Here is a 13,996-nt window from a genome sequence, read left to right on the forward strand (position 1 = left end):
TCAGTTGATCTGGAACTTGCCCTCGCGGATCAGCTTGCCCCATTTGGCGTGCTCGCTGCGAATCCACTCGCCGAACTGCGCGCCATTGGCGGGCGTGGCCATGCTGCCTTCCTGGGCCAGCTTCTCTTTGACCTCCTTGGTGGCCAGCAGCTTCATGGTCGCGTCGGCAATGCGCTCGGCGATGGGGGCGGGCAGATTGGCCGGCCCCACCAGGCCCAGCCAGGTGGAGGCCTCGAAGCCCGGATAGCCCTGCTCGGCCACCGTGGGCACATCAGGCAGGGACGGCACGCGCTGGGCGGAGGTGACGGCCAGCGCACGGATCTTGCCCGTGGCCAGCTGCGACATCACCGACACCGTGTTGCCGAAGTACAGGTCCACCTGCCCGCCCATCAGGTCGGTGAGCGCGGTATTGGCGCCCTTGTAGGGCACCTGCAGCACCTCGATGCCCGCGCGGCGTGCCAGCATTTCCCCGGCCAGGTGGCCTACCGTGCCATTGCCAGCCTGGGCGATGCCGTAGGTGCCGGGCCTGGCCTTGGCCGCCTTGATGAAGTCCTGCAGGTTCTTGAAGGGCGAGTCGCGCCGCACGGTCAGCACCACGGGCTGCAGGGCCACGCTGGCGATGGGCGTGAAGTCCTTGAGCGCATCGAAGGGCATCTTGGCGTAGAGGCTGGGATTGATGGCCAGGTTGGCGGCCTGCCCCATGCCGATGGTGTAGCCGTCTGGCGCGGCCTTGGCCACGGCATCCAGGCCGATGTTGCCGCCCGCGCCGGGCTTGTTGTCTATGACCATGGTCCAGCCCATGGCGAGGTTGAGCCGGTCGGCCACCAGGCGCGAGGTGGCATCCGTGCCGCCGCCGGGCGGAAACGGCACGACCAGGCGCACGGGCCGCTGCGGCCATTCGCCCTGGGCCAGCGCCAGTGCAGGGAAGGCCGTGGCCAGGGCGGCGGCAGCGCCGCCCAGAAGATGCCGTCTGCGCATTGTCATTGTTTGTCTCCTTGGAATCGTTTTGGCGGGAAAAAGTCGGGCGCAGCCTGCGCGCGGGACGCTAGACCGGCAGGCCCTTGGCGCGCAGCACGGCGTCGAAGCGCTCGGGGTCGGCCGTGCCGCTGCGGTTGGTCTCGCGGATGACGGCCTCGCGGGCCAGGTGGGCCTGGCTGCGGCGCAGCACCTCGGCGGCCTCGGCCGCGGGCACGGCGATCACGCCGTCGGCATCGCCCACGATCAGGTCGCCGGGTAGCACGGCCAGGCCGGCGCAGGCCACGGGCACATTGATCTCGCCCGGGCCGTCCTTGCTGGGCCCGCGGTGCGTGTGGCCGCGCGCAAAGATGGGCATGCCGTCCTGCGCCCATTCGCACAGGTCGCGGATGGCGCCGTCGATGACCAGGCCGCCCAGGCCGCGCGCCAGGCAGGTGGTGCGCATCAGGCCGCCGACCAGAGCCTGCGAGACATCGCCGCCGCCGTCGATGACCAGCACATCGCCGGGCTGCACCATCATCAGCGCCTTGTGGATCATGAGGTTGTCGCCGGGCCGCACGCGCACGGTGACGGCGGGGCCGCAGAGAACGGCCTCCAGCCGCGCGTGGTACTGGCGCAGGCCGATGGCGCCGACATTGCGGCTCATGGCGTCGCCGATGGCGGCCACGGGAATGGCCTTGAAGGCCTGGACGACGCCGGCCTCGGGGCCTGCGGCGCGCGGATGGATGCGGTAGCCCGCAGGCCATTGGCTGGATGGGGTGGTCATGGCAAATCTCCGGGAAAAAACAGCTCAGCGCAGAACCTCGGGGTTCACGCAGTGGGACGGATCGGCCGGGCTGCCCTGCAGCCAGCCCAGCACATTGGCGGCGGCCATGCCGGCCATGGCCGCCAGCGCGGCGGGCGTGGAGCCGCCCACATGGGGCGTCAGCACCACGTTGTCCAGCCCGGCCAGGGCGTGGCCCGCAGGCAGGGGTTCCTCGGCCATGGTGTCCAGGCCGGCGGCGGCCAGGTGGCCGCTGCGCAGGGCGTGGATCAGCGCCGCCTCGTCCACCACCTCGCCCCGCGCGGTGTTGACCAGCAGGGCGCCGCGCGGCAGCTGGGCGATGCGGCCGGCATCGAGCAGATGGCGCGTGCGGGCATTCAGGGGCACGTGCAGGCTGAGCACATCGGACAGGGGCAGCAGCTCGTCCACCGAGCCCAGCATGCGCACGCCCGCCACGGTGCCGGGCCCTGGGGCGCAGGCCGGATCGAACGCAGGGTCGAACGCTGGATCGAAGGCCACCACCTGCATGCCCAGCGCCAGCGCCACGCGCGCCACGCGCTGGCCCACCTGGCCAAAGCCCAGCAGGCCCAGGGTGCGGCCGCTCAGCTCCAGGCCGTCCTGGGCGCGGGACCAGCGGCCGGCGCGCAGCTCGGCATCCATCCAGGCGATGCGGCGGGCGGCCGCGAACATCAGGCCCAGCGTCATCTCGGCCACGGACTGGGCATTGGCACCCGGCGTCACATAGACCGGAATGCCCCGCTGGCTGGCCGCGGCCACATCGATATTGCTCACGCCCACGCCGTGCTTGGAGATGACCTTGAGCGTGGGACAGGCCGCGATGGCAGCGGCCGACAGCGTGGCCGTGCGCGAGATCACGGCATCGACGCTCTCGCGTGCCAGCACGGCGGCAACCTCGGCCTCGCCGCCGCCGTCTTGCAGGTACAGCACGCGGCAGTGCGCCGCCTGCAGGCGCTGCAGCCCGGCGGGCGCCAGGCGTGGCGCGGTCACGAAAACGGTGGGCGGGTGGGTAGTGGCGGTCATGGAAACTGGCAATTCGCTTTGTCGATGCACCGCATTCTTGTGAGCGCCACCCATTCCGTCCATTCGATAATGTTCATTCAAACATCACTTTTATTCATCGATGGACCTGCACCTGCGCGACCTGCGCTTCTTCGAGATCGTGGCCGACCTCGGGCACCTGGGCCGGGCCGCAGAACAGCTGGGGCGCACCCAGCCCGCGCTGAGCAAATGCATACAGCGCCTGGAACTGACCGTGGGCGGCGCGCTGTTCGAGCGTGCCGGGCGCGGCATACGCCTCACGCCGCTGGGCGATGTGCTGCTGGCGCGCGCACGCATGCTGCGCAATGCCAGCCAGGAGGCACTGCGCGAGGTGCGCGACTTCAACGAAGGCCATGCCGGCCATGTGCGCATCGGCAGCGGGCCTGTGGCCGCCGACCACCTGCTGCCCGAGCTGTGCAGCAAGGCCCTGGCCGACGGGCGGCGCATCACCATCAGCATCGTGATCGGCCCCAGCTGGGAACTGCGCGACCGCCTGCGCGAGGGCCAGCTGGACCTGCTGATCGGCCTCACGGCCGAGGGCGATCCGGAGCTGGTCTCCCACCCGATTGCCGAGGATGTGGTGGTGGTCGCGGCGCGCCAGGACCACCCCGTCTTCGAGCGCCAGCGCATCACCATGGCCGCGCTGCTGCGCCATCCCTGGGCCCTGCCCAGTGCCAACATTCCCAGCCGGCAATGGCTGGACCAGGCCTTCACCTCGCGCGGCATGCCGGCGCCCACGGTGCAGGTGGAGGCGGGCTCCATCCCGCTGCTGCCGCGCATGGTGGCCAAGACCGATCTGCTGACCTTCGTCTCGCGCCACACGCTGCGGCTGGAGCGCAGCCGCACGCTCAGGGAAGTGCGCCTGCCGGCCACCACGCTGCGCCGCCACCTGGGCGTGACCTGCCGGCGCGACGGCTATCTGTCGCCCGCGGCCCGGCACATGCTGGAGCTGCTGCGCGCCGACGGACAGGCCCTGTTCGGCGAGGATGCCTCGCCTCTGGACGAGGACTGATTCCCGCGGACCGGGGCTAGGGCCCCGGCCGCGCGCCCGCATCGGCCAGGCGCAGCAGGCCCGCCAGGTCGACGATGGTCAGCCGGCCATAGGCGGCCTGCAGCAGGCCGCGCTGCTCCAGCAGGCGCAGCTCCTTGTTGATGGTCTGGCGCGAGACCGACAGCATGGCGGCCAGGTCGCTCTGCGAGATGCGCAGCACCACGCCCTGCCCGTCGGGCGCGGGCTGGCCATGCGTGGGGGCCAGCCGCGCCAGCAGTTCGGCCACGCGGTTGTCGATGTTGCTGAAGGCGTGGCGCTGCTGGACGACGATCAGCTCGTGCATGCGCGCCAGCACCAGCAGGCAGATGTCCTTCCACAGCGGCGGATGGGCATCGAGCAGGGCCAGGAAGGACTCGCCGGGGATCTCCACCAGCACGGTGGGCTGGTGCGCGTGGTAGTCGTAGACGAATTGCGTGTGCTCCAGCAGCCGCGCCAGGCCGACGATGTCGCCCGCGCTGTGCATGGACAGCACGAAGCGCGAGCCCGTGGCGTCCACGCCGCCCACTTCCACGCAGCCCGAAGCCACCACCAGCACCTCGCGCCGCTTGGGGTCGGCGGCGCGCACCTGCTGGTGGCGCTCGTAGCGGCCCAGGCGGGACAGCGCCGTCAGCTCATCCAGCACCTCGGGCGGCCAGTTGCGCAGCATGCGGCACAGGCCCAGGGCGCGGCGGATCAGCGCCGAAGGGTCGGCCACGGGAGCAGGCTTGGAGCGCATGGTTCTCTCACGATGTCGAAGGCCCCGGGTTAGTCCGGTGCCCATGTACCGCCATTTGTCAATGGCTTGACAGAGTGCATCCCCTGTCGCTCGGGATAGTAGCAAGCAAGCCACCGGGCAAAGCATCCGGGGCGCTACCAAGGAGACAAGTTCGTGAAGCACAAGCATTGGCTGGCCGCCGGCGGCATGGCGGCCCTGGGCACGTCCGCGTGGGCCCAGAGCAGCGTGGAGATGTTCGGCATCGTCGACGTCCACATCAACAGCGCAAGGTCGGGCGCCACGCGCCTGAGCCGGCTGGAGGACGGGGGCAGCGCGGCATCGCGCATCGGCTTTCGCGGCAGCGAGGACCTGGGCGGCGGCCTGCGCGCCCAGTTCATGCTGGAGGCCGGCGTGGCGCCGGACACGGGCCTGGGCACCATTCCCGGCCCGGGCCTGGCCTTCACGCGGCAGGCCTGGGTAGGACTGAACAGCGGCTGGGGCGCCGTGGAGATGGGCCGCATGTATACGCCCATGTTCGGCGCGCTGTTCCGCGCCGATCCGCTGGGCATGAACGCGCTGTTTTCCTCGCTGAACCTGGTGTCGGCCACCGATGCCCAGGCCGGCCTGAGGCCGTTTGCGGCGCGGGCCAACAACCTGGTGCGCTACCGCACGCCGGCAGGCCAGCCCTGGCTGGCGGACCTGGCCTATTCCTTCGGCGAAGTGGCTTCACCGAACAGCAGCAACGGCCGCCTCTACGGCGCCACGCTGGGCTGGAACCAGAAGCCCTGGTTCCTGGCCTACAGCTTCCAGAAGTCCGTGGAAGGCAGCGCCGCCGCACCCGTGGCCGCGCCCGCCACCAGCCAGTACCAGGCACTGTCGGCCAGCTGGGAAGCCCTGGACGGGCTGCGCCTGACGGGCAACTACGTCATCAACCGCGTGGACCGTGCAGGCACACCCAAGGCGAAGCTGGCCCAGCTGGGCGCCGATTGGAGCGTGGATGCGCGCTCCAAGCTGCTGGTCTCGGTGGCGCGGCGCGAGGTGGGCGGCACGGACCGCGCCCAGAACACCTGGACGCTGGGCTACGACTACGCGCTGAGCAAGCGCACCGTGCTCTACGCGCGCTGGCTGGAGCTGGGCAACGCGGCCAATGCCTCGGCCGCCATTGCCAACGTGCCGGTGGCCGCCAACAGCGGCGACGGCGTGCGGTCCCTGGCGCTGGGTGTGCGCCACAACTTCTGAGGGACACACATGACCGACAGCCATTGCTTTGACACCTCCCGGCTCGACGCGCTGTTCGCGCCGCGCTCCATCGCCGTGGTCGGCGCCTCGGACCAGGCCAGCAAGATCGGCGGCATTCCGCTGGACTACCTGCTGCGCTTCGGCTACGGCGGCGCGCTGTATGCGGTGAACCCGCGCGCCAGCCGCGTGCAGGGCCTGCCCGCGCACGAGCGGCTGGCCGCCATCGGCGCGCCGGTGGACCTGGCCATCGTCGCCGTGCCGCAGTCGCAGGTGGCCGGCGTGCTGGAGGATGCGGCCGCCGCGCGCGTGCAGTCCATGGTGCTGTTTTCCTCGGGCTATGCCGAGACCGGCTCCGACGGCACGGCCGCCCAGCAGGCGCTGGCGCGGCGCGCGCAGGAGGCGGGCATACGCCTCATCGGCCCGAACTGCCTGGGCTTCATGCGCCCCGGCCACCAGGTCTACGCCACGTTCTCGCCCGCGCCGGGCGGCGGGCTGGTGCGGCCCGGGCGCATCGGCATGGTCAGCCAGTCGGGCGCCTTCGGTGCCTATGCCTACAGCCTGGCGCGCGAGCGCGGGCTGGGCCTGTCGCTGTGGGCCACCACGGGCAACGAGGCCGATGTGCAGCTGGCCGATGGCCTGGCCTGGCTGGCCCAGGACCCCGAGACCGACGTGATCATGGCCTACATGGAAGGCTGCCGCGACGGCCCCCGGCTGCGCGCGGCCCTGGCCCTGGCGCAGGAGCGCGGCAAGCCCGTGGTCATGTGCAAGGTGGGCACCAGCGCCCTGGGCGCGGCCGCCGCCGCATCGCACACGGCCTCGCTGGCGGGCAACGATGCCGTCTATGACGCGGTGTTCCGCCGCTACGGCGTGCTGCGCGCGCATTCCATCACCGACTTCTTCGCGCTGGCGGCCAGCGCCTCCATCGCGCGGGCCCCCAAGGGGCGGTCCATCGGACTGTTCACGGTCTCGGGCGGCGTGGGCGCCATGATGGCCGACGACGCCAGCGCAGCCGGCCTGGACGTGGCACCGCTGTCCGATGCGGCCCAGTGCCAGCTGCGCGAATGGGTGCCGTTTGCCGCGCCGCGCAACCCCGTGGACATCACGGGCCAGGTCACCAACGACATGACGCTGCTGGAGCGCAGCGCCCGCCTGATGCTGGCCGACCGGCAGTTCGACAGCTGGCTGGGCTTCTTCGCGGCAGGCGGCCTGTCCGACGCCTTCTGGCCCGTGCTGCAAAGCCTGGTGCAGACGCTGCGCGCCCACCATCCCGACACCCTGCTGGCCGTCAGCACGCTGTGCCCGCCCGAGCGCCGCGATGCGCTGGAGGCGCTGGGCTGCCTGGTGTTCGCCGACCCGGGCGCGGCCATACGCTGCATTGGCGCGCTGGCCCGCCTGCATGAAACACCGCAGGCTCTGCCCGCGATGGCAGATGCAGGCAGCGCATTGCACCTGGCGGCGGGCACGCTGTCGGAGCAGCGCAGCATGGCTCTGCTGGCCGAGGCCGGCGTGCCCGTGGTGCCGCACCGGCTGGTGCGCACGGCGGCCGAGGCAGCGCAGGCCGTGCAGGAGATGGGCGGACGCATTGTCCTCAAGGTCTGCAGCGATGCCATCGCCCACAAGTCCGACGTGGGCGGCGTGGCACTGAACCTGGCGGATGCGGCCAGCGCCCAGGCCGCCTTCGACCGCATCCTGGCCAATGCGCGCCAGGCCCGGCCCGATGCGCACATCGACGGCGCGCTGGCCGCCCCCATGGTGCAGGGCGGCGTGGAGTGCATCGCCGGCGTGCACCGCGACCCGGTATTCGGCCCGGTGCTGATGTTCGGGCTGGGCGGCATCCATGCCGAGATCCTGCGCGATGTCTCGCTGCGCCTGCTGCCCATCACGCGCGACGACGCGCTGGCCATGGTGCGCGAGCTGCGGGCCTTTGCCGTGCTGGACGGCGCGCGCGGCCGCCCCCGCGTGGACCTGGACAGCATTGCCGACACGCTGTGCGCCCTGGCCGGCTTTGCGCAGCGCGCAGGCGCCACGCTGGAAAGCGCCGAGATCAACCCCCTGATCGCCCGCCCGCGCGAGGACGGCGGCTGCGTGGCCGTCGATGCGCTGGTCATCGGCAGGGAGGCTGCATGAAAGCCAATGCCCATTCCAGCTCCCACCCGGAGGCCACCATGAACACACCCCTGCTGCGCACCGCCGCGCTGACCTGCCTTGCCCTGGCCTGCAGCGCCGCGCTGGCCCAGGACGGCTATCCCGCCCGGCCCGTGCGCATCGTCGTGCAATACCAGGCCGGCGGCTCCACCGACACCGTGGCGCGCATCCTGGCCGAGGGCCTGGCCAAGCGCCTGGGCCAGCCCGTGGTGGTGGACAACCGCAGCGGCGCGGGCGGCATCATCGGCACCGAGCATGTGGCCAAGAGCGCGCCCGACGGCCACACCCTGCTGCTGACCGTGCCCGGGCCCATCACGGCCAACCTGGTGCTCTACAAGAAGCTGCCCTACGACCCGCGCACCGAGCTGCGCATGGTCTCGGACGTGGTCTCGCCCTCCATGGTGATGGCGGTCAACCCGGCCGTGCCGGCCAGGGACTTCAAGGGCCTGGTCGAGGCCGTGCGCCAGTCGCCGGGCAAGTACGCCATGGGCTCCTGGGGGGCGGGCACACAGCCGCACCAGGTCCAGGTCTTCATGGACAAGGCCTACGGCCTGCAGTCGCTGCACGTGGCCTACAAGGGCGAGGGGCCCATGTCCATCGACCTGATCAGCGGCGTGATCCAGATGACGCTGGGCTCGGCCGCCACGCTCAAGCCCTTCATCGAGGCCGGCAAGCTGCGCGCCCTGGCCGTGGCAGGGCCGCGCCGCAGCAAGGCCCTGCCCGATGTGCCCACCTTTGCCGAGCAGGGCTACCGCGAGCCCGTGTATGCCATCACGGGATCGATCTCGCTGATGGCGCCCGCACGCACGCCCGACGCCATCGTCGAACGCCTGGGCCGCGAGGTCGCCGCCGTGATGCGCGAGCCCCAGGTGCGCCAGCGTGTCGAGGCGCTGGGCCTGGAGGCCCAGGGCAACAGCCCGGCCGAGGCCAGCGCCGCCTACGCCGCCTTTTTGCCCGTGGCGCTGGACCTGGCGCGCTCCACGGGCGTGACCCTCGACTGACCCCCTCCTGCCCTGAAGAAAACAATGGACATGAACCCGACCCCTCCCTCCCTGCCCGAAGTCCGCCGCGCCCTGGCGCGCTCCATCGGCCTGGCCGCCTTTGTCTACGGCTATCCGCTGATAGAGACCTACCGCACCTGCCGCCTGCAGACCGATGCCGGCGCCGCGCGCGCCACCGGCCTGGGCCTGGACATGCGCGGCGACTTCGACACGCTGCACCACAGCCAGCGCCCCTCCACCCATGAGGACCGCGACGTGGTCACGCCCGCCAACGACCTGCTGTACTCGCTGGCCTGGATCCACCTGGCCGACGGCCCGCGCCTGCTGACCGTGCCCTCCAGCGCCGCGCATCCGGGCCGCTATTTCGTGCTGGCCCTGTACGACGCCTATACCGAGAATTTCGAGAACCTGGGCCCGCGCAACTGCGCGCCCGAAGGCGAGACCGTGGTCCTGGTCGGGCCGGGCGGCCAGGTGCCGGAACACCTGGCCGGCCACCGCCTGGTGCACTGCCCCAGCAACCTGGTCTGGCTGATCGGCCGCACCGTGGTGGGCGATGCGCCCGACTGGCCTGCAGCCCGCGCACTGCAGGCCGACATCCGGCTGGAGCCCGCGCCAGGCACGCCGAAAGGAGGCCGCCCGGCCGCCGTCACGAACTGGGTCGGCCCGCCCGTGGACGCCATGGCGGCCGCCTTCGAGAACCAGGAGCCTGCGGCCGAGGTTGCACCGCGATTTTTTGCCAACCTCTGCCATGCGCTGGCCGAGGCGCCTGGCCGCAAGGAGGACCAGGGGCTGCTGGCCTGGTTCGGCCAGGCCGGCCTGGTGGCCAGCGCCCACATGGCGTGGGAGCAGCTGGAGGAGCCCGTGCGCGAAGGCCTGACCGAGGGCTTTGCCGACGGCGTGCGCACCGTGGCCGCCATGGGGCGCAACCGCCGTCCCCGTCCCTGGACCATGACGCCGTCCACCGGCCGCTACGGCAGCGAGTACCTGGGCCGCGCACGCACCGCCTACCTGGGCCTGGGCGCGCTGGCCACCAGCGAGGCCATCTACGCCGCCGCCCACCACGACGCAGGCCTGCAGCCGCTGGACGGCAGCCAGCGCTATGTGCTGCGCTTCAATGCCGCCGACATGCCGCCGGCCGATGCCTTCTGGTCGGTCACCCTGTATGACGCCGACCGCTTTCTCTACGGCAACGAGATCGGCCGCCACTCCATCGGCGACCGCACGCCGGGACTGCTGCGCGAGGCCGACGGCAGCCTGCAGATCGACCTGGGCCATGCCCGACCGGCACAGGGCGCCGCCAACTGGCTGCCCACGCCGCACGGGCGCTTCTACCTCATCCTGCGCATGTACCACCCGCAGGCAGGCGCGCACCAATGGCCTGTTCCGCCCCTGCAGCCCGTGGCCGCATGAGACACGCCATGGACCTGAGCACCCTGGCCGAAGAGGCCGTCATCCACACCTGCCCGCTGTACGAGATGCGCCGCATGCGCGCGGCCACCTCGCCCCGGCGCAATGCGGCGGGCGAGGCTGCGCCAGCCACGCTGCGCTGGTGCAACCAGTTCGTGCATGCGCGCCAGCTGCTGCGCGCCGGCACCAGCCGCGTGGTCACGCCCAACAACGACACGCTCTACACCAACGCCTGGCTGGACCTGGGCGCCGGGCCGCTGGTGATCGATGCGCCCGACACGGCGGGCCGCTACTACGTACTGGGCCTGCTGGACTTCTTCACCAACCCCTTCGCCCACATCGGGCAACGCCTGACGGGCACGGCAGCGCGCTCCTTCCTGATCACGCCGCCCGGCTGGCAGGGGGCGCTGCCGCCACCGTTCGATGCGCCCGGCGCACACATTGCCGCGCCCACGCCCTGGCTGTGGGTGATAGGCCGCATCCTGGTCGATGGCGAGCATGACCTGCCCGCCGTGCACGCGCTGCAGGACGGCTTTGCGGTGCGCCCGCTGGCCGACTGGCAGGCGGGCACGCCCTCGCAGGCCCGCGCCTTCGACCCGGACTGCAATCCCCAGGCCGCACCCGACGCCATGCCCAATGCCGTGCCCACCGCTGCGTACTACGCCGCCCAGGTCAATGCCGCGCTACGCGACAACCCGCCACCAGAGGAACACACCGCACGGGTCGCGCGCTTTGCGGCCGTGGGCCTGGGCGCCGGGCTGGGCGCACCCGATGCGCAACAGCAAGCCGCACTGCAGCGCGCACTGGACAGCGTGCTGCCACGGCTGCGCGCGGCCAGCACGGGCCGGCGCCTGGACTCGGGCTGGGAACTCCCCGCCCTGGTCGAAGGCAGTTTTGGCGACGACTTCCAGGCCCGCGCCGAAATTGCGCTCAAGTACATCGGCATGCTGGAAAGCCGCGAGGCCATCTACCCGCTGGCCTGGCATGACGCCCAGGGCCGGCCCCTGCATGGCAGCCGCCGCTACCGGCTGCGCTTTGCCCCAGGCGCGCTGCCGCCCGTGCAGGCCTTCTGGTCCCTGACCCTCTACGGCGCCCACGACTGCATGCTGGTGGACAACCCCATCGACCGCCATGCCATCGGCGACCGCACGCCGGGCCTGCGCCCCGACGCTGATGGCGATGGCGATGGCGGGTTGACTATCCACATCAGCCACGCGCCGCCGGCCAGCGAAGACCACCGCGCCAACTGGCTGCCCGCGCCGCGCGAAGGCTTCTACCTGTGCCTGCGCGCCTACATGCCCCGGCCCGAACTGCTGGACGGCCGCTACGCCCTGCCCCCCATCGAACCAGACCCGGAGACCCCATGAACGCCAGAGACGACGACAAGCCCTTTTTGCTGGTTGGCACCGGCAGCGAAACCGTGGCGCCGGGCCTGCACATATTGCGCGGCCAGGGCCAGTCCTTCGTGGCCGAGACCGACGCGGGCCTGGTGGTGATCGACGCCGGCCCCGGCGGCAAGGTCAGCCAGGACATGATCGCCAGCCTGCGCCAGCTCAGCGACGCGCCCGTGCATGCGCTGTGCTACAGCCACGGCCACATCGGCTACAACGCGGGCGTGCCTGCCTGGCTGGAGCATGCGGCCGCGCGCGGAGAACCCGTGCCGCGCCTCATCGCCCACCGCAACCTGCCGCGCCGCCAGGCTCGCTACCGCGAGACCCGGGCGCTGCAGCACCGCATGGCCGAGATCCAGTTCAACCGCAGCGCGGGCTTTTTCGAGCACCGGCTGGACATGCACGAGCCCACCGAAACCTTCGACACGCGGCTGGAGATAGGCAGCGGGGACAGCCGCATCGAGCTGTTCTGGGCGCCGTCCGAGACCGACGACGCCATCGCGCTGTGGAGCCCCGGCCAGCGCGTGCTGTACGGCGGCGCGGCGCTGCTGGACTCCATACCCAACATCGGCACGCCCTTTCGCACGCTGCGCGACACCGTGCGCTGGGCCGACACGCTGCAGGCCATGGCCGCGCTGCGCCCGCTCAAGGCCGTGCGCGAGTTCGGTCCCGTGATCGAGGGCGAGCAGGCCGTGCAGCAGGTGCTGCTGCACACCGCACAGGCGCTGCGCTGGCTGCGCGCCGAAGTCGTGCGCCTGATGAACGAGGGCCTGAACGAGCAGCAGGTGCTGGCGGCCATGGACTATCCGCAGGAGCTGTTCGGCGTGGAGTGGATGAAGCCCACCTATGGCGACCCCAGCTACATCGTGCGCGACATCTACCGCTCGGAAAACGGCTGGTGGGACCGCAACCCGACCACGCTGCACCCGGCCCCGCCCGAGGCTGCGGGCGCCGCCATTGCCCAGGCCATCACCGACAAGCCCGGCCTGGTGGCCAGCGCCCAGGCGCTGGCCGACGCGGGCCAGTGGCAGCTGGCCCTGCATGTGATCGACGTGCTGGCCACGGCGGCCGGCGACGCGCCCGAGATCGGCCAGGCCCGCAGCCTCAAGGCCGCCTGGCTGCGCGAGCGTGCGCGCGAGGTGGACAGCTATGTCTCGCGCAACCTCTACCGGGTGGGGGCCGACATGATCGAGCAAGGCACGCAGGCGCGCCTGGGGCTGCGCTGACGGGGCCGCGCACAGGCAAGGCGACTCAAGGCGACACAAGGAGACAAGTGCATGAAGACGATGAAGAAGCACGGCATGGCCCTGGCACTGCTGCAGGCCATGGCCTGCACAGGCCACGCCCAGCCGGCACAGGATGCCGGCAACTACCCCGCCCGCCCCGTCACGCTGATCGTGCCCACGGCCGCCGCCGGCGGCACGGACACCATCGCGCGGGTGTTTGCCGAAGGCCTGACCCGGCTGCTCAAGCAGCCCTTCGTGGTGGACAACCGGCCCGGCGCCAACGGCCTGGTCGGCGTGGAGCAGGCCGCGCGCAGTGCGCCGGACGGCTACCGGCTGCTGTTCACCTACACGGCGTCCATGGCCGTGAACCCCAGCCTCTACCGCAAGGTTCCGTATGACCCGATCAAGGACTTCGCACCCATTGCGCAGATAGGGCGCGCGGGCAATCTGCTGCTGGTCTCTCGCGATCTGCCCGTGCATTCGCTCAAGGAGTTCGTGGAGCATGTGCGCGCCCGGCCCGGCCAGCTCAGCTATTGCTCCTGGGGCCAGGGCTCGGGCGGGCACCTGACCATGGAATTCCTGCTCAAGCAGGCCGGCCTGCAGATGCAGCATGTGCCCTACAAGGGCAGCAGCCCCTGTGTGCAGGGCCTGCTGGGCGGGCAGGTGCAGGCCGCGTTTGCGGACACCTCGTCCACGGTGGAGCTGGTGCGTGCGGGCCGCGTGCGCGCCATTGCGCACAGCGGAGACAAGCGCATTCCCAGCCAGCCGGACCTGCCCAGCCTGACCGAGGCGGGCTACCCGTTTCACAACTATTCCTGGTACGGCGTCTTCGCGCCCGCCAAAACGCCGCAGCCCATCGTGGACAAGCTCAACGCCGCCATCAACCAGTTGCTGCAGGACCCGGCCACGGCCAAAAAGCTGGGCGAGCTCAACCTGACCGACCTGCCCCGGACCACGCCCGCGCAATTCGCCGACACGCTGCGCCAGGACCTGGCGGACTGGGGGCGGCTGGTGCGCGAGGTGGGCGTGCAGTTGGACTGAGGTG

Annotated in this window: 12 protein-coding genes; 8 read left to right on the forward strand and 4 right to left on the reverse strand. The window is 71.3% G+C overall.

The features are described from left to right. The 3 genes from DELCS14_RS25340 to DELCS14_RS25350 all read right to left on the reverse strand — a co-directional run bounded on the left by DELCS14_RS25340 (nt 1) and on the right by DELCS14_RS25350 (nt 2,779). Nucleotides 1–978, reverse strand: coding sequence for a tripartite tricarboxylate transporter substrate binding protein (locus DELCS14_RS25340; RefSeq protein ID WP_099734656.1), 978 nt, complete (start codon nt 976–978; stop codon nt 1–3). A gap of 67 nt (nt 979–1,045) precedes the next feature. Beyond that, on the reverse strand, nt 1,046–1,741 hold the full coding sequence (locus tag DELCS14_RS25345; protein WP_012203312.1) for an RraA family protein: 696 nt from the start codon (nt 1,739–1,741) through the stop codon (nt 1,046–1,048). A gap of 24 nt (nt 1,742–1,765) precedes the next feature. Then, the gene (locus tag DELCS14_RS25350) at nt 1,766–2,779 is read right to left on the reverse strand and encodes a hydroxyacid dehydrogenase (protein ID WP_013804159.1); all 1,014 of its coding nucleotides are present in this window, start codon (nt 2,777–2,779) and stop codon (nt 1,766–1,768) included. Between the two features lie 100 nt (nt 2,780–2,879). On the opposite strand from DELCS14_RS25350, the gene DELCS14_RS25355 reads away from it, so the two are divergent. Next, nucleotides 2,880–3,809 (forward strand): LysR family transcriptional regulator, encoded by a 930-nt coding sequence (locus tag DELCS14_RS25355; RefSeq protein ID WP_013804160.1) that lies wholly within the window; start codon nt 2,880–2,882, stop codon nt 3,807–3,809. A 16-nt stretch (nt 3,810–3,825) separates the two neighbouring features. On the opposite strand, the gene DELCS14_RS25360 is transcribed toward DELCS14_RS25355, so the two are convergent. Next, nucleotides 3,826–4,563: a Crp/Fnr family transcriptional regulator gene (locus DELCS14_RS25360; RefSeq protein ID WP_013804161.1), complete on the reverse strand. Its 738-nt coding sequence runs from the start codon at nt 4,561–4,563 to the stop codon at nt 3,826–3,828. Between the two features lie 153 nt (nt 4,564–4,716). On the opposite strand from DELCS14_RS25360, the gene DELCS14_RS25365 reads away from it, so the two are divergent. From DELCS14_RS25365 to DELCS14_RS25395, 7 genes are read left to right on the forward strand one after another with little or no spacing between them, the layout of a single operon-like run. Further along, entirely contained in the window at nt 4,717–5,781 is a 1,065-nt protein-coding gene (locus DELCS14_RS25365; RefSeq protein ID WP_013804162.1) for a porin, read from the forward strand. Nucleotides 5,782–5,790: 9 nt separating this feature from the next. After that, on the forward strand, nt 5,791–7,908 hold the full coding sequence (locus tag DELCS14_RS25370; RefSeq protein ID WP_013804163.1) for an acetate--CoA ligase family protein: 2,118 nt from the start codon (nt 5,791–5,793) through the stop codon (nt 7,906–7,908). Beyond that, entirely contained in the window at nt 7,905–8,927 is a 1,023-nt protein-coding gene (locus DELCS14_RS25375) for a tripartite tricarboxylate transporter substrate binding protein (RefSeq protein ID WP_013804164.1), read from the forward strand. Before DELCS14_RS25370 ends, DELCS14_RS25375 begins: the two co-directional genes overlap by 4 nt. A 24-nt stretch (nt 8,928–8,951) precedes the next feature. Further along, nucleotides 8,952–10,337, forward strand: coding sequence for a DUF1254 domain-containing protein (locus DELCS14_RS25380; protein WP_013804165.1), 1,386 nt, complete (start codon nt 8,952–8,954; stop codon nt 10,335–10,337). A gap of 8 nt (nt 10,338–10,345) precedes the next feature. Further along, nucleotides 10,346–11,701, forward strand: coding sequence for a DUF1254 domain-containing protein (locus DELCS14_RS25385; protein ID WP_013804166.1), 1,356 nt, complete (start codon nt 10,346–10,348; stop codon nt 11,699–11,701). Then, nucleotides 11,698–12,951, forward strand: a complete 1,254-nt coding sequence (locus DELCS14_RS25390) for an alkyl sulfatase dimerization domain-containing protein (protein WP_013804167.1) — start codon at nt 11,698–11,700, stop codon at nt 12,949–12,951. Before DELCS14_RS25385 ends, DELCS14_RS25390 begins: the two co-directional genes overlap by 4 nt. A gap of 51 nt (nt 12,952–13,002) precedes the next feature. Further along, nucleotides 13,003–13,992, forward strand: coding sequence for a tripartite tricarboxylate transporter substrate binding protein (locus DELCS14_RS25395; RefSeq protein ID WP_013804168.1), 990 nt, complete (start codon nt 13,003–13,005; stop codon nt 13,990–13,992). Nucleotides 13,993–13,996: the final 4 nt, after the last annotated feature.

The organism is Delftia sp. Cs1-4, assembly GCF_000214395.1.
GTDB classification, from domain to species: domain Bacteria; phylum Pseudomonadota; class Gammaproteobacteria; order Burkholderiales; family Burkholderiaceae_C; genus Comamonas; species Comamonas acidovorans.